20 protein-coding genes and 1 pseudogene are annotated in these 19,067 nt (G+C 66.7%); 16 read left to right on the top strand and 5 right to left on the bottom strand.

What is annotated here, in order from left to right; genetic code table 11:
• Positions 1-39 precede the first annotated feature (39 nt).
• Positions 40-216 (top strand): hypothetical protein, encoded by a 177-nt coding sequence (locus EPL00_RS01675; RefSeq protein ID WP_162224114.1) that lies wholly within the window; start codon positions 40-42, stop codon positions 214-216.
• A 221-nt stretch (positions 217-437) separates the two neighbouring features.
• Positions 438-1,913: a ribonuclease FAU-1 family protein gene (locus EPL00_RS01670; RefSeq protein WP_135852140.1), complete on the top strand. Its 1,476-nt coding sequence runs from the start codon at positions 438-440 to the stop codon at positions 1,911-1,913.
• A gap of 78 nt (positions 1,914-1,991) precedes the next feature.
• Here the strand turns inward: EPL00_RS01670 and EPL00_RS01665 are convergent, their stop codons facing one another.
• Positions 1,992-2,348 carry a cell division protein SepF gene (locus tag EPL00_RS01665; protein WP_128477400.1) on the bottom strand — a complete coding sequence of 119 codons (357 nt, stop codon included), beginning with the start codon at positions 2,346-2,348 and terminating at the stop codon, positions 1,992-1,994.
• A 146-nt stretch (positions 2,349-2,494) separates the two neighbouring features.
• On the opposite strand from EPL00_RS01665, the gene EPL00_RS01660 reads away from it, so the two are divergent.
• The 4 genes from EPL00_RS01660 (at position 2,495) to EPL00_RS01645 (ending at position 5,907) form a co-directional block, all read left to right on the top strand.
• Complete coding sequence (locus tag EPL00_RS01660; protein WP_135852141.1) at positions 2,495-3,940, top strand: S8 family peptidase; 1,446 nt, start codon at positions 2,495-2,497, stop codon at positions 3,938-3,940.
• A gap of 119 nt (positions 3,941-4,059) precedes the next feature.
• The gene (locus EPL00_RS01655) at positions 4,060-4,464 is read left to right on the top strand and encodes a hypothetical protein (RefSeq protein ID WP_135852142.1); all 405 of its coding nucleotides are present in this window, start codon (positions 4,060-4,062) and stop codon (positions 4,462-4,464) included.
• Between the two features lie 92 nt (positions 4,465-4,556).
• Positions 4,557-5,315 (top strand): DUF1028 domain-containing protein, encoded by a 759-nt coding sequence (locus EPL00_RS01650; protein WP_135852143.1) that lies wholly within the window; start codon positions 4,557-4,559, stop codon positions 5,313-5,315.
• A gap of 4 nt (positions 5,316-5,319) precedes the next feature.
• Complete coding sequence (locus tag EPL00_RS01645) at positions 5,320-5,907, top strand: hypothetical protein (RefSeq protein ID WP_135852144.1); 588 nt, start codon at positions 5,320-5,322, stop codon at positions 5,905-5,907.
• A gap of 55 nt (positions 5,908-5,962) precedes the next feature.
• Here the strand turns inward: EPL00_RS01645 and EPL00_RS01640 are convergent, their stop codons facing one another.
• On the bottom strand, positions 5,963-6,490 hold the full coding sequence (locus tag EPL00_RS01640; protein ID WP_135852145.1) for an RNA-binding protein: 528 nt from the start codon (positions 6,488-6,490) through the stop codon (positions 5,963-5,965).
• Positions 6,491-6,616: 126 nt separating this feature from the next.
• On the opposite strand from EPL00_RS01640, the gene EPL00_RS01635 reads away from it, so the two are divergent.
• The 3 genes from EPL00_RS01635 to EPL00_RS01625 all read left to right on the top strand — a co-directional run bounded on the left by EPL00_RS01635 (position 6,617) and on the right by EPL00_RS01625 (position 8,806).
• Positions 6,617-6,913, top strand: a complete 297-nt coding sequence (locus tag EPL00_RS01635; RefSeq protein ID WP_135852146.1) for a DUF6432 family protein — start codon at positions 6,617-6,619, stop codon at positions 6,911-6,913.
• Between the two features lie 374 nt (positions 6,914-7,287).
• Entirely contained in the window at positions 7,288-8,427 is a 1,140-nt protein-coding gene (ygfZ, locus tag EPL00_RS01630; RefSeq protein ID WP_135852147.1) for a CAF17-like 4Fe-4S cluster assembly/insertion protein YgfZ, read from the top strand.
• An 85-nt stretch (positions 8,428-8,512) separates the two neighbouring features.
• Positions 8,513-8,806: a pro-sigmaK processing inhibitor BofA family protein gene (locus tag EPL00_RS01625; RefSeq protein WP_135852148.1), complete on the top strand. Its 294-nt coding sequence runs from the start codon at positions 8,513-8,515 to the stop codon at positions 8,804-8,806.
• A 60-nt stretch (positions 8,807-8,866) separates the two neighbouring features.
• On the opposite strand, the pseudogene EPL00_RS23750 reads toward EPL00_RS01625, so the two are convergent.
• Positions 8,867-9,805, bottom strand: a pseudogene (locus EPL00_RS23750) (AI-2E family transporter); the annotation flags it as partial.
• 204 nt (positions 9,806-10,009) lie between these two features.
• Here EPL00_RS23750 and uvrA point away from each other — a divergent pair.
• The 5 genes from uvrA to EPL00_RS01595 all read left to right on the top strand — a co-directional run bounded on the left by uvrA (position 10,010) and on the right by EPL00_RS01595 (position 15,610).
• A complete protein-coding gene (gene uvrA, locus EPL00_RS01615; RefSeq protein WP_135852150.1) occupies positions 10,010-12,964 on the top strand; it encodes an excinuclease ABC subunit UvrA in 2,955 nt (984 codons plus the stop codon).
• 209 nt (positions 12,965-13,173) lie between these two features.
• Positions 13,174-13,728, top strand: coding sequence for a DUF7344 domain-containing protein (locus tag EPL00_RS01610; protein WP_135852151.1), 555 nt, complete (start codon positions 13,174-13,176; stop codon positions 13,726-13,728).
• A gap of 125 nt (positions 13,729-13,853) precedes the next feature.
• Positions 13,854-14,945 carry a geranylgeranyl reductase family protein gene (locus EPL00_RS01605; RefSeq protein WP_135852152.1) on the top strand — a complete coding sequence of 364 codons (1,092 nt, stop codon included), beginning with the start codon at positions 13,854-13,856 and terminating at the stop codon, positions 14,943-14,945.
• Positions 14,946-14,947: 2 nt separating this feature from the next.
• Complete coding sequence (locus EPL00_RS01600; protein WP_162224125.1) at positions 14,948-15,094, top strand: hypothetical protein; 147 nt, start codon at positions 14,948-14,950, stop codon at positions 15,092-15,094.
• A 63-nt stretch (positions 15,095-15,157) separates the two neighbouring features.
• Positions 15,158-15,610: a CBS domain-containing protein gene (locus tag EPL00_RS01595; protein WP_135852153.1), complete on the top strand. Its 453-nt coding sequence runs from the start codon at positions 15,158-15,160 to the stop codon at positions 15,608-15,610.
• Between the two features lie 24 nt (positions 15,611-15,634).
• Here the strand turns inward: EPL00_RS01595 and EPL00_RS01590 are convergent, their stop codons facing one another.
• Complete coding sequence (locus EPL00_RS01590) at positions 15,635-16,375, bottom strand: SDR family NAD(P)-dependent oxidoreductase (protein WP_135852154.1); 741 nt, start codon at positions 16,373-16,375, stop codon at positions 15,635-15,637.
• Between the two features lie 278 nt (positions 16,376-16,653).
• Here EPL00_RS01590 and EPL00_RS01585 point away from each other — a divergent pair, with 278 nt between their 5' ends.
• Positions 16,654-17,103, top strand: a complete 450-nt coding sequence (locus EPL00_RS01585; RefSeq protein ID WP_135852155.1) for a universal stress protein — start codon at positions 16,654-16,656, stop codon at positions 17,101-17,103.
• Positions 17,104-17,421: 318 nt separating this feature from the next.
• On the opposite strand, the gene EPL00_RS01580 is transcribed toward EPL00_RS01585, so the two are convergent.
• Positions 17,422-17,898 carry a hypothetical protein gene (locus tag EPL00_RS01580; protein WP_238398100.1) on the bottom strand — a complete coding sequence of 159 codons (477 nt, stop codon included), beginning with the start codon at positions 17,896-17,898 and terminating at the stop codon, positions 17,422-17,424.
• Positions 17,899-18,058: 160 nt separating this feature from the next.
• Here EPL00_RS01580 and EPL00_RS01575 point away from each other — a divergent pair, with 160 nt between their 5' ends.
• A complete protein-coding gene (locus tag EPL00_RS01575; protein ID WP_135852156.1) occupies positions 18,059-19,036 on the top strand; it encodes an ROK family protein in 978 nt (325 codons plus the stop codon).
• Positions 19,037-19,067: the final 31 nt, after the last annotated feature.

The following is a 19,067-nucleotide window of genomic DNA, read 5'->3' as shown; positions in this document are numbered from 1 at the left end:
AAACCTTATCAACCAGAATCGGCCACAGATTTCGACAAGATGACGTACCGAAGTGAGAGCCGAGGCATCATGTACACAGCCCCGCCGAGCGGGGACGACGACGCACAGAACGACGAGACAGCCGAGGCCGAGGCGTCCGACGCGGAACCCGAAACGACGGAACTCGACGCCACGACCGACGCCAACTGGACCGGCACCGTCCCGGCCGACGACTAACGGCTCGTCCGACCGAGCGGTCGTCTCGACGCCGCCCGACGAATCGACCCTCGAACCGAATCCCGCGAACCGCGACTCCCCGAACCGCGACTCCCCGAACGCCGCCCGTCGCCCGAACTCGCGCGAATCGCTACACCGAAGGGTCCGCCGCCCGACCCTCCGGACATGAACGACGTGCGAGTCGCCGACCGACCGGTTATTCTCTCCGAGTGCGAGTCAACATGAGTAACGTCCGTATCCGCGGTATCTACACCACCGCACTGACCCAGCGTTTGCGCGAGGAGTTCCGCGTGGTACAGGCATCCCCGCCCATCCGGCGGCGCTTCGACCCCGAGTTCGCCGCCGACGAGTACGACGCCAGCGTCGAGACCACCGACGACCGACAGGGCGCGGGCGTCGTCGGCGACCCCGAGACCGTCGCGCGCGTCGCCGACGACCTCGCCTCGCTGGGCGTGGACACCTTCCGCTGGCCCGACCCGACTCCTCGGGGAGCCGTCTTCGACGCCGCGGTGAGCGACACCCTCGGCGGCGGCGCAGTCGTGGACTTGGGCGACCGGGAGGGGTACCTCTCCTTTGGCAAGGTGGACCGCCGAATCGACGAGGGCGACCGGGTTCGCGTGCAGGTCCACGAACCGGTCGCCCCGTGGGCCGACCACCGGCCGGTTCTCGGCACCCAGCTACAGGCGTTCGGCGGGGTCGCCAGCCTCTCGACGGGCATCGACAAGGTGGTCGCCTCGGGCGACGACGCGACCCGGACCGAACTCGCCCGGACGACCGAGATGCTCCCGACCGAGGTCCCCGACGACTGGGGCGTTCGCTGGGAGTACGCCGCCGACGAGGCGGGCATGGACGCGATGGACGACGCGCTCGGGCGGGCCGTCGAACGCGCCGAGGTCATCGACGCCGGACTCGCCGACGCCCCCGACTCCCCTTCCGAGGGGAGTCGCACCGACCTCCCGCGCCGACTCGTCGCGCCCGAGGAGACGACGTGGCTCTGGTTCGGCCGCGAGTCGCGGTTCGCGCTCGACGCCGAGCGACGCGAGGTCACGACCACGATGCCGGGCCACCACCGGGTGAAGGCCGCCCACGAGTCGGCCAGCGCCGCGGTGGACTTCGTGGAGGACCTGTGGGCGGATATGGGAGCAGACGGTGACGGTGCGGACGGCGACAGCGCGGACGGCGACGCCGCCGAGGAGTTCCCGACCGGCGCGGCGCTCCGGCAGTTCGGCCCGGCGGCGGGCGACCGCCTCGAAATCCGTCACGGCAAGCCCGACGGCCGGTGCTTCTCGCTCGGACGCGGCGAGGTCACGGAGTGTGCCCCCGACGAGGGGAAGGTCACGCTCCGCCGCGAGATGTCCGGCCGGGGAACCTACGACGCGCTCGGCACGCCCCGCGAGCGCGGCGACGTGGCCGTCACGAAGTTCCGGGAGGGCCGGTGGTGGTACCCGACCCTCTACCGGAGCGACGAAGGCGAGTCGAAGGGGACCTACGTCAACGTCTGTACGCCCGTCGAATTGTTCCCCGAGGTCGCCCGGTACGTGGACCTGCACGTAGACGTGGTGAAGTTCCCCGACGGCGGGGTCGAGCGCGTGGACGACGACGAACTCGACGCGGCGGTCGAAGCGGGTGAAATCGCGCCGCCGCTCGCGGAGAAAGCCCGGAGCGTCGCCAGTAGCGTCGAACGCGCACTGAAGTGAGAGGAGAGAACTGCGCCGCGCGTCGGCGTCGCGGTTTGTCGGCGTTTCGGCGAGTCAGCGTTTCGGCGCGTCGGCGTTTCAGCGCGTCAGTTTCTCGCGGCTGACCTTCACGCCCGTCGGAGTGACGAGAATCTGGTCGTCGCCTTTCTGGACGATGTCGCCGTCCACCTCGCGGGCGACCTGCTGGAGTTCGTTGGTGATGCGTTCGACCGTGGTGTCCTCGGTCCGGAGTCGCGTGATGTCCGCGACCACGAGGTCCCCGTCGTAGATGGCGTCCTTGATGGCGATTACGTCCTGTTGGCCCTGAATCTCGGCGATGTGAACCTGCATCGCGGCGTCGCCCGACGCCGTGTCGAAGTCGTCGAGATTGAGTTCCACGTAGTCCTCGGCGGTGTGCGCGTCCCTGTCACCGAGAATTTTGCTCATGAAGCCCATAGGGAAATGGGCCGGAGCGAAACGGTATAGTTCTTACGTCAGACGAAGCGTCGACTTCGATAGGGCAAGGCAGTGAAATATACTTCTTTTACTGGTTATTTCATTAATAGAAAAAATTAAATTACTGCATTGTTATTGCTTATCAGATGGCAGATAATGACAATGGTGTCTCTCGGCGAAACGTACTGAAAATCGCAGGCAGTTCGATGGCGGTGGCCGGAACGGCCGGACTCGCAGGGGCGACTGGTCGAGTCGAGGTCAACGTCGGGTTCGCGTCCGAGCGCGGCCGACGGAAGGCGCTCGGCGCGGCCGACGAGACGGTCCGGGAGTTCGACTCGCTCGACATCGTGACGGCGAAGATGCCCGCCCAAGCGGCCAAGGGACTCCGGAAGAACCCGAACATCCGCTACGTCGAGGAGAACGGCACGGTTCAGGCCCACGCCCAGACGCTCCCGTGGGGCATCGACCGCGTGGACGCCGACATCGCACACAGCAACGGCGACACCGGCAGTGGTGCCGACATCGCCATCCTCGACACGGGTATCGACTCCGACCACCCCGACCTACAGGCCAACCTCGGCACCGGCAAGGACTTCTCCGGCAAGGGCACGTGGGAGGACGGCGACGGCCACGGGACCCACTGTGCGGGTATCGCCAACGCGGTGAACAACAGCGAGGGCGTCGTCGGCGTCTCGACCGAGGCGACGCTCCACGCTGGCAAAGTGCTGGGCGACGACGGGAGCGGTTCGTTCTCCGACGTGGCGGCCGGTATCGAGTGGGCCGCCAACCAAGGCTTCGACGTTGCCAGTCTGAGTCTCGGCGCGAGTTCGGGCACGACCGCGCTACAGGACGCGGTGGACTACGCCTACAACAACGGCGTCCTCGTCGTCTCCTCTGCCGGTAACTCCGGCCCCTGTAACGAGTGTGTCGGCTACCCCGCGGCGTACAGCAACGCGATGGCCATCTCCTCGACCGACAGCGACGACAGCCTGTCGAGTTTCTCCTCGACCGGTTCCGAAATAGAACTCGCCGCGCCCGGCGGGAGCATCTACTCGACGTACACCGGCGGCGGCTACAGCACCCTCTCGGGTACGTCGATGTCCTGCCCGCACGTCTCGGGTGCGGCCGCCCAGTTGATGGCCACCGGGATGTCCAACACCGAGGCCCGCAGCGCGCTCAAAAACTCCGCCGAGGACATCGGTCTCGGGAGCAACGAGTCGGGCGCGGGTCTCCTCGACGTGGAAGCCGCGCTCAACGGCGGGGGCGACGGCGGCGACGGCGGCGACGGCGGTACGGGCGACACCGCACCCGCGGTCGATTCCCTGTCGGTTACGAACAACAGCAACGGCGGCTGGGCGCGCTTCGACGTGAGTTGGAGCGTCTCGGACGCCGACGGCGACCTCGCGTCGGTCGATCTGACGCTCACCCAATCGACGACGGTCGATTCCTCGTCGTCGTCGGTCGGCGGGTCCAGCGCGTCCGGTTCGGCCCAACTCCAAGAGAAGAAGGGAAGCGGTACCTACGACGTGACGGTCACCGTCACCGACTCGAAGGGCAACACCGCGAGCCAGACGACGACCGTTTCGGCCTGACGACGGTCCAGAACCCCACTCTTTTCGCGTTCGGCCAACGAGTGCAGTAAAATACGGTTCTCAGAAGATAAATTTTAACACCCCACGATAGGTGAGTTGTCCGACACGGAAACTCACAGATGACGAACGACAGTCACGAGACGACACGACGCGACGCGATGAAAGCACTGGGCGGGTCGATGGCCGTCGTCGGCGTCGGCGTCGGCGTCGGGACCGCGAGCGCCGCCTCGGCGTCGGTAGCGACCCGAGAGGCGACGGACATCGCGGACATCCACGCGACGTTGCACGGCGACCTTACCGACCTCGGCGGGGCCTCGTCGGCTGACGTGTACTTCGAGTACACCCGCGTCGAGAGCGACGACGTGAAGACGAGCGACCCGCAAACCGCGACCGCGACCGGCGAGTTCAGCGAAACCGTCGGTCCGCTGTACCCGAACACCGAGTACGAGTACCGTGCCGTCGCCGACATCGATGGGACGACCGTCACCGGCGATTGGCGCGGGTTCCGCACCATCCTCATCTGACCCGACGCGACTCGAAAGACTCGCTGGCTCCGACCCGGCTTCCGACTGCCGCGAAACCGACTTTTTTGCTACGGCGGACCCACGCTCCGAGCGTGACCTTCAGCATCTGCGTCCGCGAACCCTACGAAGGCGAGGAGACCGACGACCAGACCAGATTCGGCGTGGCGGTGACGACCCGCCTGCCCGCGGTCGGGACGCTCTGTCCGTTCGCGAGCGAGAACGGCGCGGTGGCGACTCAGAGTCTCGTCAACGTCGAGTTGGGCCGGAAGGGAGTCGAGTATCTGGACGACGGGCTGGCGGTCGAGGACGCCCTGCAAGCCCTGCTGAACGCCGACGAGGGCGCACCCCAGCGCCAACTCCACGGCGTCGATTCGGATGGCACCTTCGCCTTCTCGGGCGAGGAGTGCAAGGACTGGGACGGCCACGTCGAGGGCGACGGCTACACCGTCGCCGGGAACCTCCTGACCGGCGAGGAGGTCGTCGAGGCCGTCGCCGACGAGTACGAGGCCAGCAGGGACGAGGACCGACCGCTTGCCGAGCGACTGATAGACGCCCTCGACGCGGGCCACGCCGAGGGCGGCGACAAGCGCGAGGAGCTACACGTCCAGAGCGCGGCGCTCCTCGTGGAATCGACCGAGGAGCGCGAGATGGAACCGTACTACGACGACCTGCGCGTGGACGCGACAGAGACGCCCGTCGCGGACCTCCGGGAGACGTACGAACTGGCGAAAGAGGGCTTCGAGATGGCGGTCGAGCGGTACGAGGAGGCTTACGAGGACGACGAGATGGAGGCGGCCGAGGACGGAGCGGTCGATACCGAGCAAGCGGACGGCGAGCGAGAGGGCGAGTAGGCTCGTGTCGCGCGTTCGGTCGGACGGCCGCCTTCGCGCGGCCGGAGTCGTGGGCACGGCGGGCGGCGTCGGGTGGGCGCTCCTGTCGGCGGCGACGCTCGCGGCGGACCGCGGCGTCTCGCCGCTCGGCTACGGGTTCCTCGACGCGCTCACGCCGGTCGCGTTCGCGCTGTCGGCGGTCGGGGTCGCGGGCTATCGCGTCCGGTCGGCGAGCGAGTGGCACGTCGTCGCGAACGCAGGGTTCGCCGCGGTCTTCGCCGGACTGGTCGGCGCGTTCGTCGGGTCGGCGGCGTACGTCGGACTGGGCCGACTCGACGGCTGGACGGTCTCGGTGTGGGCGTATCTCCTCGGCGTGGTCGGCGCGCCGGTCTGGGGCGTCGGCCTGCTCCGCGACGGAACGCCGCCGCGCTCGGGGGCCGCCCTACTCGCGGCGACTCCGGCGGGCGTCGCGGCGTCGTTCGGCCTCGCCGCGCTGGTCGGCGACGAGACGCTGGTGTCGGTGGGAACGGCGGTCTGGTTCGGCGGCGCGCTGGCGGCGCTCTGTGGGTGGGTCTGGCGGCGGTCCGGCGAGGAGGCGACGAGCGGGCAGTGAGAGTCGGGCGATGAGAATCGGACGGTGAACTCGGATTCGGACGGTACACTGAGACTCAGACGGTGAACTCGTACAGTTCGTCGCCGACGTGGTGGACCGACGAGACCACTTTCCCCTCGTTGCCGACCATATCGTCGCCGTCGGTCCGCGCGCGACCGACGGCCAGCACCTTGCCGTGGGACTCCTCGGCGATGGCCACGAGGTCGCCCGCCGCGATGTCGGCGTCGGCTTCCACGATGCCGGGACGCATCACGTCCGCGCCGTCGCTGACGAACGACACCGCGCCCGCGTCCACCGTGACGACGCGAGTCTGGGGTTCGTACTCGTTGGCCCCGCGGACGGTCAGGAACGGTTCCTTGTCTCGTGGCGTCTCGCCGCTCGACCCCTCCGAGGCGTTCGCCTCGCGCTCGACGTACAGCACGGCGGGGTCGCCGTCCACCAACACGAGGTCGAACTCCGAGTCTTCCAGTTCCACGAGTTCGTAGCTGTCGGCGTCCAACTCGACGCCGAGCCGGTCGGCGAGGCGTTGCTCTATCTCCCGCACCTCGTCGCTCCGGAGGTGGTGACGAGACTTGACTTCCATACACCACCTTGCGTCGCTTCGGGGCTTAAGAGTCCCGCCTTCGGCCGACCGACCGCGGGCGGCTTGAACGAACACCGACCTACACGTTCAGATAAAGGTAAAACCCCGCCGGTCATACGTCAGCGTATGAAGGCAAAGCGTGAGTACCGGAACCGCGAGGAGGTCGAGGTTGCGGTACTCGACGCGCTCGTCGACCGGAACGAAGACGGGATGACGGTCTTCGAGATCCGCTCGCACGTCGAGGCCGACATCGACGACTTGGAGACCGCGCTCGCCAACCTCAAGGAGGACGGTCTCATCGAAGCCAGCGAGGGCGACCACCGGACGCTCATCACGCCCGACGAGAGGGTGGTTCCGGACCCCGACGAGGAGGTCGAAGAGCCGTCGTTCGTGGACAAGATTATCGACCGACTGCCGCTATAGAGTGTTGTCTCGGAACGTTTCCCTGACGCGATCTTGTGAATAAAATCTTTATTCCGAGACTATTTCACAGCACGAACCACAGCAACCATCGCAGACCGGACTACTGCCGACACTAATCATGCCGCTAGACAGCACCGCAACCGCCACCGGGGCCTCACACCTCCCCAACCTTCTGCGCTACTCGGCCTCCGGCCTGCGTTGCTCGGCCCTCACGCGCTGGGCGCGCCACGGAGGGCGCGCCAGCACGCGCCGGGTGGTCGCCGTCACTGCGGTCGTTGGCGGAGTCGGTCGCTGTCACCGATGCCGTTGGCGGGGTCGGTCGCTATCTCGGATTCCGACCTTTTAATCCCGTCCGTGACCGAATCCGAGGTAGAATGACTGTCATCGAGGAGCAACAGGCCGACCTCGGGGCGGAGTGGACCGCGGTGGGCGACCGCGAGGTGCCCGCCGACTACGGGCGACCCGACCGCGCGCACGTCGCGGTCCGGAACGTCGTCGGCGTCACCGAGATGCCCTACGGCGTGGTCACGGTCGGCGGCGACGACCGCGTGGAGTACGTGGACAACGTGGTGTCGAACGACGTGCCGACCGCCGACGGCGAGGGAGCCTACGCACTCTTGCTCGACCCGCAGGGCGGCGTCGAGTTGGACATGTACGTCTACAACGCGGGCGAGCAACTGCTACTGTTCGTCCCGCCGGGCGAGGCCGCCGCGCTCGCCGACGAGTGGCGCGAAAAAGTCTTCATCCAAGACGTGGAGATTTCGGTCGCCACCGACGACTTCGCCGTCTTCGGCGTCCACGGCCCGAAGGCGACCGAGAAGATAGCCAGCGTGCTGAACGGGGCCTCCTCGCCCGCCGACCACCTCTCGTTCGTCCGGGGGCGAATCGCCTCCGTGGGCGTCACCGTGCTTCGGACCGACGCGCCGACCGGCGAGGAGGGCTTCGAGGTGGTCTGTGCCACCGGGACGACCGTCAACGAGGCGGGCGACGAGCGCGCGAACGCCGAGTTGGTCTTCGACACCCTGCTGAATCAGGGGCTGAACGCCGCACCCTTTGGCCGGACGACGTGGGAGTCGCTGACGCTGGAAGCGGGCACGCCGCTGTTCGAGACCGAGCTACGGGGGCACATTCCGAACGTCGTCGGTCTCCGGAACGCGGTTGACTTCGAGAAGGGGTGTTTCGTCGGCCAAGAGGTCGTCTCGCGCGTCGAGAACCGCGGGCGGCCGAGCAAGCGACTCGTGGGCCTGCGCCCCGAACGAGTGCCCGACTCGGGCGCGGCCGTCTTCGCGGGCGACGAGGCGGTCGGCGAGGTGACGCGAGCGGTCGAGAGTCCGACCGCGGAGGAACCCATCGCGTTCGCGGTGGTCGATTTCGAGGTCGGTGCGGAAGACGACGGTGACGATTCGGCGTCCGGCCTGACCGTCCGCGTCGAGGGCGAGGAGGTCCCGGCCGACCTCGCGGCCCTGCCGTTCGTGGAGGGGAGCGACCGGTCGGCGCGCGTGCCCGAGTACTGATTCGTCGCCTCTCGTTTTGATTCAAACATTTCCTCGAACGTCCGCTCAACGGAGTATCTTTGACGAGTGGCGTCGATTCGGAGCTATGGTCACGGGTCTCGAACTGGGCCTCCTGTTCGCGGTCGTCGTCGCCGTCGTCGCGGTCTACTGGCTGACCAAGGCGGTGAAGGCGCTACTCGTCAACGCCGTCGTCGGCCTGCTGGCGCTGTTCGTCGCGCAGTGGCTCGGTATCGGCGTGGTCGTCTCCCCGTGGGTCCTTCTCATCGTCGCCATCGGGGGACTCCCCGGCGCGCTCCTCGTCGTGGCGCTGGCGCTCCTCGGTATCGCGTTCACTCCGGCCTTCGTCTCGTTCGCTCCGGCCCTCCTTCCGGCGCTCTAAACTGTCGTCGGTCTCGTGTCGATCCGAAGCGTACTCGTCGGCGACGACGGCGACGATGGTCCTCGTGAACCCCAACACGATGGGGCCGACGAAGATGCCCGTGAACCCGAAGACGACCAGTCCGCCGAAGATGCCGATGACGAGAATTGCGGGATTCAGGTTCGCGCTCCGGCCGCCGAGGACCGGTCGGAGGTAGTTGTCGGTCAGGTTGATGACGCCGAACCCGTAGACCAGCAGGCCCGCGCCGCCGAGCGGTCGCCCCGTCGCAATCAGCAGGACGGCGGCCGGAATCCAGATGAACATCGACCCGACGAACGGAAGCAAGCCGAGGACGACTGCGAACACCGTCCAGAAGAGGACGTTCGAGAACCCGAGGAGAAACAGGCCGAGACCCGTCAGAATCGCCTGCACGACCGCGATGACGCCCTGCGTGATGAGGACCGCGTAGGTCAGGCGGTCCAAGTCCGCGAGGAGTCGGTCCTGCACGGCGGCCGGGAGCGGCGTCACCTCGCGGAACCACGCTACCGCATCCTCGCCGCCGACCAGCAGGTAGTAGAGCAGGAAGCCCAGAATCGTGACTCCGACCGCGGCAGTCGAGGCCCCGCCGACGACGTTGACCGACTCCTCGACGATTCGGCCCGCGCCCGACCGAATCGCTTCGAGGAGGTCCTGCCCGAGGTCGCTCGCCAGAAGCTCCTCCAGAAATCCCACGTCGATTTCGCCCGACTGGACGCGTTCGACCACCGAGAGCGCCTGTCGGAGGACGACCTGTAGCATCAGCACGAACGGGAGGACGAACAGGACGGTGGACCCGACCATCAGGACGACCGCGGATATTCGCGGGCCGATTCGTGGCGCGAGGCGGCGCTGGAGCGGGAAGAGCGCGTAGGCCAGAAAGACCGCCAAGGCGATGTAGGTGAAGAAGGGCCAGACGACCAGTAGCGAGGCGTAGAGCGCGACCGCGAGCAGGGCGAGCGAGAACGCCTTCTCCGCGTCCATAGGACGTGTACGACGACCGAGAGGAAAAGCGCCGTGGCGGAGCGCGGGACGGTGACCTCGGTCCGCGAATCGGGGATTTCGAGATATCCCACTCGACCGCGACTTTCCGATTACAATCCCGTTAAGTGCCCTGAATCCCTGTAACCTCTTGATGAACGAGACGGCACAGCGCACGCAAACGAGTTCTCTCGGGACGCGAAAACGATGAGCAAGGAGTACATCGACGTGAAGGGCGCGGAGGAGCACAACCTCAAGGACCTCGACATCTCCATCCCGCGCGAGCAGTTCAACGTGGTGACGGGGCTGTCGGGGTCGGGCAAGTCGTCGCTCGCGTTCGAGACCGTCTACGCCGAGGGGCAACGCCGGTACATCGAGAGCCTGTCGGCGTACGCCCGCAACTTCCTCGGGCAGATGGACAAGCCGCAGGTCGAGAACGTCGAAGGACTCTCGCCCGCCATCTCCATCGACCAGAAGAACGCCGCCAACAACCCCCGCTCGACGGTCGGCACCGTCACCGAACTCCACGACTACTTCCGCCTGCTGTACGCTCGCATCGGGACGCCCCACTGTCCGGAGTGTGGCCGCGAGGTCGGCGAGCAGAGCGCCCAGAACATGGTCCGGCGCGTCCTCGAACTCCCCGAGGGCACCCGCGCGAAAATCGCCGCCCCGGTCGTCCGCGACCAGAAGGGAGCCTTCGAGGACCTGTTCGACGAGTTGGTCTCGGAGGGGTACTCCCGCGTCGAGGTGGACGGCGAGGAGTTCGACCTGACGACCAGTCGCCCGGACCTCGACAAGAACTACGACCACGACGTGGACGTAATCGTGGACCGCGTGAAGGTCTCCCCCGAGGCTCGCTCGCGCATCACCGACAGCGTCGAGACCGCGCTGGAGGAGGCCGACGGTGCGCTCAAGGTCGTCCTGCCGGACCCGCCCGAGGAGGCCGAGGCCGACCTCGGCGGTGCCACGGCGCGCTCGACGGGCGACTTGGCCGACGAGAGCGACGAGGAGCGTCTCGTCGTGGAGTTCTCCGAGGACTTGGCCTGCACGCACTGCGGCATCGACTTCCGGGAGATAGAGACGCGCTCGTTCTCGTTCAACAGCCCCCACGGCGCGTGCCCGGAGTGTGAGGGCATCGGCGAGACGAAGGAAGTAGACGAGGAGTTGGTGGTTCAGGACACCTCGAAACCGCTCAAGCACGTCTTCGAGCCGTGGAGCTACAACCGGACCTACTACCGGCGACAGCTCGACAACGTGGCCGACCACTTCGGCGTGAGCGTCGAGACGCCCTTCGAGGAGCTACCAGAGGACGTGCGGGACGCCTTCGTCTGGGGGACCGACGAGAAAGTTCACTTCGAGTGGACGACCAAGAACGGCACCCGCGAGAAGGACGAGCGGTTCGAGGGCGTCATCCCGAACCTCGAACGCCGCTACGTCGAGACCGATTCCGACAGCACCCGCGACCACATCGAGGAGTACATGGCGGTCACGGAGTGTCCGGTCTGTGACGGGACGCGACTCAACGACCAGAGCCGGTCGGTGTACGTGGACGGCACGTCCATCACCGAGGTCAACGAGATGTCAATCGGCGACGCGCTGGACCACTTCGAGGGATTGGAGGCGACCTTAGACGAGCGCGAGACCAAGATTGCCGAGGAGATTCTGAAGGAGATTCGCGCCCGCCTCGGCTTCATGGAGGAGGTCGGTCTCGAATACCTCACCCTCGACCGCGAGGCCGCCACCCTCTCGGGCGGCGAGAGCCAGCGCATCCGGCTCGCGACCCAAATCGGGTCGGGACTCGTCGGCGTCCTCTACGTGCTGGACGAGCCGTCCATCGGCCTCCACCAGCGGGACAACGACCGCCTGCTGAACACCTTGGAGGAGCTTCGGGACTTGGGCAACACCCTCCTCGTGGTCGAACACGACGAGGCGACGATGCGCCGGGCGGACAACGTCATCGACATGGGTCCGGGGCCGGGCAAGCGCGGCGGCGAGGTCGTCGTGCAGGGGACCGTAGACGAGGTGGAGGACTGCGACGAGTCGCTGACCGGCGACTATCTGGCGGGCCGCAAGGAGATTCCGGTGCCCGACGACCGCCGCGATACGGACGCGGCCCTGACGGTCGTGGGCGCGCGCCAGCACAACCTCAAAGACCTCGACGTGGACCTGCCGGTCGGGCAGTTCACCGCGATTACCGGCGTCTCCGGCTCCGGGAAGTCCACCCTGATGCACGACATCCTCTACAAGGGGCTGGCCCGCGAGATGAACGACAACACCAGCGTGGACCCCGGCGACCACGACAACATCACGGGGATAGAGAACGTCGAGAAGGTCCGGCTCATCGACCAGTCGCCCATTGGGCGGACTCCTCGGTCGAACCCCGCGACCTACACCGGCGTCTTCGACTACATCCGGGAGCTGTTCGCCGAGACGAAGCTCTCGAAACAGCGCGGCTACGAGAAGGGCCGCTTCTCGTTCAACGTGAAGGGCGGGCGCTGTGAGGAGTGTGGCGGACAGGGCACCGTCAAAATCGAGATGAACTTCCTCTCGGACGTGTACGTCCCCTGCGAGGAGTGCGACGGAGCCAGATACAACGACGAGACGCTGGACGTGACCTACAAGGGCGCGACCATCGCGGACGTGTTAGACATGTCCGTCGAGGAGGCCTACGACTTCTTCGAACACGACCAGCGCATCGCCAGACGGCTCGGTCTCCTGAAGGACGTAGGCTTGGACTACATGAAGCTCGGCCAGCCCTCCACGACGCTCTCGGGCGGGGAAGCCCAGCGCGTCAAGCTGGCCGAGGAGTTGGGCAAGAAAGACACCGGCGACACGCTCTACCTGCTGGACGAACCGACCACGGGCCTCCACAAGGAAGACGAGCGAAAGCTCATCGAGGTCCTCCAGCGACTCACCGACAAGGGCAACACGGTCGTCGTCATCGAACACGAACTCGACCTCGTGAAGAACGCCGACCACGTGGTGGACCTCGGACCGGAGGGCGGCGAGAACGGCGGCGAAGTCGTCGCCGCGGGCACTCCCGAGGAGGTCGCCCGCGCCGAGGATTCCCACACCGGACGCTACCTCCGGGACCTCCTCCCCGAAGTGGAGTTGGACGGGCCTCGGACCGACCGGCGGGCGGCTCCGGCGACCGACGACTGACGATTAGTATCTAATTTCCCGCCTTCGTCTTCTTATCTTCACGTTAACTCGGGGAATCCCCGTATTACTGCCGCTTCCTGATGGATTTTTGATATTGGTTCGGCGCTAAGTACTGGATAACAAAGTGTGGTCCGAGTGAAACTGGCGTACCGTGATGGGATGGGTGGCGGTGGCATCGGCGCAACAAGCGATTGACCGATATCGGTAGCATGAGCTCGGCTGACAACTCACCGGAGCAGGAAACACTGTCCGAAGACCTCATCTTCGACGTGTTGAAGAACCGGCGACGACGGTACACGCTTCATTACCTCAAGCAGCAGGACCGTCCGGTCGAGCTGAGCGAACTCGCCGAGCAGGTCGCGGCGTGGGAGAACGACACGACCGTCGAGGGGCTGTCGGCCAACGAGCGCAAGTCGGTCTACACCTCGCTCTACCAGACGCATCTCCCGAAGCTCGCGGACGCTGGCATCGTCGATTACAACCAGAACCGGGGCGTGGTCGAGCTGTCGGGGAACGCGGCCCAGTTGGAGGGGTATCTCCGGCCGCAGGACGACTTCCCGTGGATTCGGTACTACCTCGGGCTCGCGGTCGTGAGCGCGATTCTGGTCCTCGGCGACTTGCTGGGCGTCCCGCCGTTCGAGGCGATTCCCGACGAGATATGGGGCGTCCTCATCGTCGCGGCGTTCGCGCTCTCGGCGGCGACCCACTACGTGCGACGGCGGCGACTCGCTCAACAGGAAGCTCCGCCGAACGTGGACGGATAACGCTCCACCGAGCGGCGGCGACAGGTCGAACGAGTACGGTTCGACAGTCGCCAGCGCGCCGACTGCCACGACGAATCGAGTACAGAGCGGTGAATACTTGGGCCGTAGGGTAGTACGCCCGACCGATGTACGACTTCGTAGTCGTCGGGGCAGGCCCGGCCGGGTCGCGATTCTCCCGGCGGGCGGCCGAACGGGGGTACGACGTGCTGGCGCTCGAACGCGGAGCGGTCGGGAAACCGCTGGCCTGTTCGGGCCACGTCAGCACCGACATCTGGGAGTTCACGCCCGAGGGCGCGCGCGAGGAGTTACTCCAGAACGAGGTGTACGGCGCGCGCTTCCACGTCGGCGGCCCCGACAGCGACGACTACCCCTTCTACAAGCGCGAGGTCGTCTCGAACGTCATCGACCGCGTGGGACTGGACGAACTCCTCGCGGAGGCCGCCCGCGACGCTGGCGCGGACCTCCGGGAGAACCACAGCGTCTCGTTGGTCGAGGAGCATCCCGACCGCGTGGAGGTCACCGCCAGCACGCCGGACGGTACCGAGACCTTCGAGGCCCGGATGGTCGCTGGCTGTGACGGCCCGGTCTCGCGGGTGCGCTCGGAACTGGGCCTGCCGGAACCCGGCGAGAAGTTGCAAGGAGTCCTCGCGTTCTCCGACGAGGACGACCCCGGCGACTACGTGGACGTTCACCTCACCGCGCCCAGATTCTTCGCGTGGCGCATCCCCCGCGGAGAGTCCGGCGTCGAGTACGGACTGGCGGCCCCGCCGGGGTCGGACCCCTCCGCGAAGGAACTGTTCGACGAGTTCACCGCCGAGTACGACACGGAGACGAGTCACTTCTGCGCGGGCATGATTCCGGTCGGCCCGGCCGACTCCGTGACGAGCAGGCGAGGGTTCCTCATCGGCGACGCCGCCGCCCAGACCAAGCCGTTCACCGGCGGCGGCATCCTCTACGGGATGACCGCCGCGAGCCACGCCGCGAAGGTCATCGACCCCGAGCGCCCCGGCACGCTACTGGACTACGAGGAGGCGTGGCGCGAGGACCTGCACAGGGAAATCGAGTTGGGCCACTGGATTCGGAAGTGCTACTCGCTCCCCGAGCGCGTCCAGAAGGTCGGGCTGTCGGCGTTCTCGGGAGAAATCGGCGTCCACATGGACAAGCCGACCTCCTTCTTCTCGACGGAGCATCTGAAGAAACTGTTGAGCGGGTCGTAATCATGGGTAACGTCGAATCGAACTCCTCCGACGAGACAGAAAACGACGAACAGCGCGAAGCGAGAGAACTGGAAACGGTAACGAGAGAAGGCGATTGGGGAAGCGAGACGTTCCGCGACGCGGGCGAAGTCACCTTCGGGAATCGGTAACTGCGTTCGGTCGAACCGATGCCGACCCAAACAAAGTTGTTCTCTCCGTCGTCATCACTCGGTATGCTCGTTCGAGACGCCATGACGACCGACGTGGTGACGGTCCCCGCCGACTCCTCGCTCCGCGAGGCTGTCGGGCGGATGCTCCGGGCGGGCGTCGGGAGCGCCGTGGTGACGCGCGACGGAAATCCGGCGGGAATCGTCACCGAGACCGACGCGCTGAAGGCCGGATACCTCGCCGAGCGACCCCTCGCCGAGATTCCGGTCTCGAAGGCGGCCAGCGAGTCGCTCGTGACGATTTCGCCGGACGCAACCGTGCGGAAAGCGGTCCGCCAGATGCACGACGAGAACGTGAAGAAGCTCCCCGTCGTGGCGTCGATGGAGATGGTCGGCATCCTCACGATGACCGACGTGGTGCGCAAACAGGAGGAACTGATAGACGAGGCTCACAGACTGGAGAAGGGTCGGCAGGGGTGGTCGGTCGAGGAGAACTCGTGGGACCCCGACGAGGTGTGAGTCCGAGGCCGCGCGGCGAGTCGCCTACACCTCCTCGGGCAACCACCCGCCGTCCACCTCGATGTTCTCGCCGCTGATGTAGTCGCTGTCCTCGTCCAAGAAGAACAGCATCGCCTGCTGTACGTCCTCGAAGTCGGCCGGTCGGCCGCGGGGCAACTCCTCGGGGAACTCGTCGGAGTTCTCGACCACGTAGGGCGAGACGGCGTTGACCGTGATGCCCTCGTACTGGGTGTCGTTGGCGAGCATCCGGGTGAACATCAACACGCCCTGCTTGGCGATGAAGTACGGCGCGTTCTTCGGGTTGACCATGCCCTTCTCTGCACTGGCGTAGCCGATGTTCACGATGCGACCCCACGCCTCCTCGCGCATCTCCGGCAGGGCGCGCTTACAGCAGAGGTACGTGCCGTTGACGTTCGCCTGAAGCACGGTGTTCCACTCGTCGTAGGAGATGTCCTCCCAGTGGTCGGGCGCGAACGGGCCGACGTTGTTCACCAACACGTCCACGCCGTCGAGGTCGTCTTCCACCGCGTCGAACATCGCGTCCACGTCGTCGGGGTCGGCCACGTCGCCTTGTACCGTCGTCACCTCGGGGGCACCCCGCTCGCGGGCGGCGTCCGCGACTTGGCGGGCGGCCTCCTCGCTGGAGCGGTAGTGGACCGCCACGGACGCGCCGCAGTCCGCCAAGGCGAGGAGCAACTCTCTGCCGACGCCCGTCGCGCTCCCGGTCACGAGCGCGGTCCGTCCGGTCAGGTCTGGTCGAAGCATAGTCGGGGCTTCGGCGTCGTCGTATTTCCGTGTTGAGGCTTCGGCGGCGTTCTCCGTGGTAAGAACGCTATAGGCGCGTCAGACATATCTACAGAATTGTTTGGGTGGTTCGAGATTCCTCAAGCCGCCCGTCGAACGTCGGGCGGACTCGCCGCGGTAGTCAATTCCTCGACATGATTCGGACCGCTGACTCGGGAGGACCGCCTGCGGGGACCGAGGCGGCGCAAAAAACCGCCACGGCCGCATATCATTAATATCCGGACCGTGGAATTGTCGGTATGGCATTACAGACTATCCTGCTGGCGGTCGGGCCGGGCGACGCCGACCGCACCGAGGAGTTAGCCGAGGCGGTCGTAGATGTCGCAAGCCCGACTGGCGCGCAGGTCGTCCTCGCGCACGTGTTCACCGACGAGGAGTTCGACGGCGTGGTCAGTCAACTCGACTACGACCCCGCTGGCGACATCGACACCGACGAGGTGGCCTCGCGTCACGCGACGGTCCGGGAACTCACGAACGCCTTCGACGAGGCGGGCGTCGAGTACACCGTCCGCGGGCGCGTCGGCGAACACGGCGAGAGCATCGTGGACCTCGCCAACGAGGTCAACGCCGACCGCGTGGTCGTCGGCGGTCGCAAGCGCTCGCCGACCGGGAAGGCCGTCTTCGGGAGTACGGCCCAAGAGGTGATGTTGAGCGCGCCCTGCCCCGTGACCTTCGTCCGCGGGGACTGATTGTAACGAGCGGGTTCGTTTTCCGTCGGCGATAGTCGAAGGTGTGGTGAGTTACGATTTTGGCCGGGAATCCGATTATTCTCGTGCGAATATATCACTGGAGCGGGTTCCTTCTCGAAAGCCCCCGCCCGCTCGCGGTCGCTCTGCGGGATATTCTCTCGCCTCGCTTCGCTCGGCGCTCCGAATAGTGGCCCGCAGAGACGACCAGCGTAAACGCGAGCGGGCGGCCCCTTTCAGTCCACCCAAACAGGAAGTCGTGTCAGCGAGCGCGTCCTCGTGGTCGGACGAGGAGTCCGACGTTCGCGCGGTCGAGACGCCTCACTTCCGGGACCGGCCCTTCCACTCGCGCTCCTGTCGGCGCTCGGCGACGTGGCGCTCGCCGTCGGCAACCTCGTCGCGGGCGTCGGTCCCGAACGACTCGACGGCGGCCATCGGGCCGTCCTGAAACGCCTCCAACACGCCGTACGACCACGTGTCGCCGACCACGCCGCGGGGCAGGAGGTCGTCGCGCAGGCGGTCGGCGAGGTCGTCGTACCCCGCCTCGCGCAGGCCCTCCTCGGCCTCGGCGAGGTGGTCCATCGCGTGGCCGGTCGCGTGGTGGAACTGCACGAGGTGGCCGTGCGCGCGGTGCAACCACTCCACGCCGAGTTCGACCTCGTGGAGCGCGGCTATCTCCTCGTCGGTGAGGTCCGCGTCCGGGGCATCGGCCGAGTTCGACCGGTCGGCCGAGTCCGAACCGTCGGCCGGGTCCGACCGGTCGTTCGCGTCCGGCCCACCGTCTGCATCGGAAGACATGAGTTGTGGTAACACTCGACAGCAGTTAGGCCTATCGCAGATTCGTGTCGGGAACGCGAGCGAATCCCCGACAGAGCGGCCTCGTACGGCAAGAAGTGTCATACTCGTCGGCGAGTAAATGCTTGTAGTTAAGTGCGACCGGACCGTGCGTCTCGGGTGAATGGCGTACTACGCGGGCGTTGACCTCGGCGCGACGAACGTCAGGGCGGCAGTCGCCGACGACGAGGGGGACGTGGTGAGCGTCCACCGCGCGAACACCCCGAACGGCCCCACGGGCATCGCGGTCACGGAGGCGGTCTTGGAGTGTCTTCGGGAGGCGTGCGAGGCCGCGGACCTCCCTCCGGCCGCGATTCGGGCCGCCGCCATCGGCTCCATCGGACCGCTGGATCTGGCGGAGGGCGCGATCGACAACCCGGCGAACCTGCCCGACACCATCGACCGCATCCCGCTGACCGGTCCCGTCGGTCAACTCATCGACAGCGACAGCGTCTACCTCCACAACGACACCGTGGCGGGCGTCATCGGCGAGCGGTTCTACAGCGACCGCAACCCCGACGACATGGTGTACCTGACCATCTCGTCGGGCATCGGCGCTGGCGTCTGCGTGGACGGACAGGTCCTCTCGGGGTGGGACGGCAACGCGGGCGAGGTCGGCCACATGGTCGTGGACCCGCAGGGCCGACGCACCTGTGGCTGTGGCCGCGACGGCCACTGGGAGGCGTACTGCTCGGGGAACAACATCCCCGAGTACGCCAAGTTGCTCGCGGAGGACGCGGGCACGCTCGACACCGACCTCCCGCTTTCGGACCCCGACTTCTCGGCGGTGGACGTGTTCGCGGCGGCGGGCGAGGACGACTTCGCCGACCACGTAATCGACCAAGTGGCCCACTGGAACGCGCTCGGGGTCGCCAACGTCGCGCAGGCGTACGCCCCGCTGGTGGTCTACGTCGGCGGCGCGGTCGCACTGGAAAACGAGGAGCTAGTCGTGGACCCCATCTGCGAGCGCATCGAGGACCTCGTGTTCAACAACGTCCCCGACGTGCAGTTGACGAACCTCGGCGACGACGTGGTGTTGAAGGGAGCCATCGCCAGCGCGATGACGGGCGGGACGGGCGACCGGTCGCGGACGGTCGCCTGACACGCCCCCCAATTTATCTTTCTGTGGACCT

It is taken from the genome of Halorussus salinus (assembly GCF_004765815.2).
Taxonomy (GTDB): domain Archaea; phylum Halobacteriota; class Halobacteria; order Halobacteriales; family Haladaptataceae; genus Halorussus; species Halorussus salinus.
Note: the sequence above shows the minus strand (reverse complement) of the source record. Positions and strands in the feature narration are given on the sequence as shown.

Bases quoted from the DNA above. Each gene is read 5' to 3' on its own strand.
- EPL00_RS01670 (WP_135852140.1), top strand. From the start codon at position 438: ATGAGTAACGTCCGTATCCGCGGTATCTACACCACCGCACTGACCCAG.
- EPL00_RS01635 (WP_135852146.1), top strand. From the start codon at position 6,617: ATGAAGGCAAAGCGTGAGTACCGGAACCGCGAGGAGGTCGAGGTTGCG.
- EPL00_RS01585 (WP_135852155.1), top strand. From the start codon at position 16,654: ATGGCATTACAGACTATCCTGCTGGCGGTCGGGCCGGGCGACGCCGAC.
- uvrA (WP_135852150.1), top strand. From the start codon at position 10,010: ATGAGCAAGGAGTACATCGACGTGAAGGGCGCGGAGGAGCACAACCTC.
- EPL00_RS01665 (WP_128477400.1), bottom strand. From the start codon at position 2,348: ATGGGCTTCATGAGCAAAATTCTCGGTGACAGGGACGCGCACACCGCC.
- EPL00_RS01640 (WP_135852145.1), bottom strand. From the start codon at position 6,490: ATGGAAGTCAAGTCTCGTCACCACCTCCGGAGCGACGAGGTGCGGGAG.
- EPL00_RS01590 (WP_135852154.1), bottom strand. From the start codon at position 16,375: ATGCTTCGACCAGACCTGACCGGACGGACCGCGCTCGTGACCGGGAGC.
- EPL00_RS01605 (WP_135852152.1), top strand. From the start codon at position 13,854: ATGTACGACTTCGTAGTCGTCGGGGCAGGCCCGGCCGGGTCGCGATTC.
- EPL00_RS01675 (WP_162224114.1), top strand. From the start codon at position 40: ATGACGTACCGAAGTGAGAGCCGAGGCATCATGTACACAGCCCCGCCG.
- EPL00_RS01575 (WP_135852156.1), top strand. From the start codon at position 18,059: ATGGCGTACTACGCGGGCGTTGACCTCGGCGCGACGAACGTCAGGGCG.
- EPL00_RS01580 (WP_238398100.1), bottom strand. From the start codon at position 17,898: ATGTCTTCCGATGCAGACGGTGGGCCGGACGCGAACGACCGGTCGGAC.
- EPL00_RS01625 (WP_135852148.1), top strand. From the start codon at position 8,513: ATGGTCACGGGTCTCGAACTGGGCCTCCTGTTCGCGGTCGTCGTCGCC.
- ygfZ (WP_135852147.1), top strand. From the start codon at position 7,288: ATGACTGTCATCGAGGAGCAACAGGCCGACCTCGGGGCGGAGTGGACC.
- EPL00_RS01610 (WP_135852151.1), top strand. From the start codon at position 13,174: ATGAGCTCGGCTGACAACTCACCGGAGCAGGAAACACTGTCCGAAGAC.
- EPL00_RS01600 (WP_162224125.1), top strand. From the start codon at position 14,948: ATGGGTAACGTCGAATCGAACTCCTCCGACGAGACAGAAAACGACGAA.
- EPL00_RS01655 (WP_135852142.1), top strand. From the start codon at position 4,060: ATGACGAACGACAGTCACGAGACGACACGACGCGACGCGATGAAAGCA.
- EPL00_RS01660 (WP_135852141.1), top strand. From the start codon at position 2,495: ATGGCAGATAATGACAATGGTGTCTCTCGGCGAAACGTACTGAAAATC.
- EPL00_RS01595 (WP_135852153.1), top strand. From the start codon at position 15,158: ATGCTCGTTCGAGACGCCATGACGACCGACGTGGTGACGGTCCCCGCC.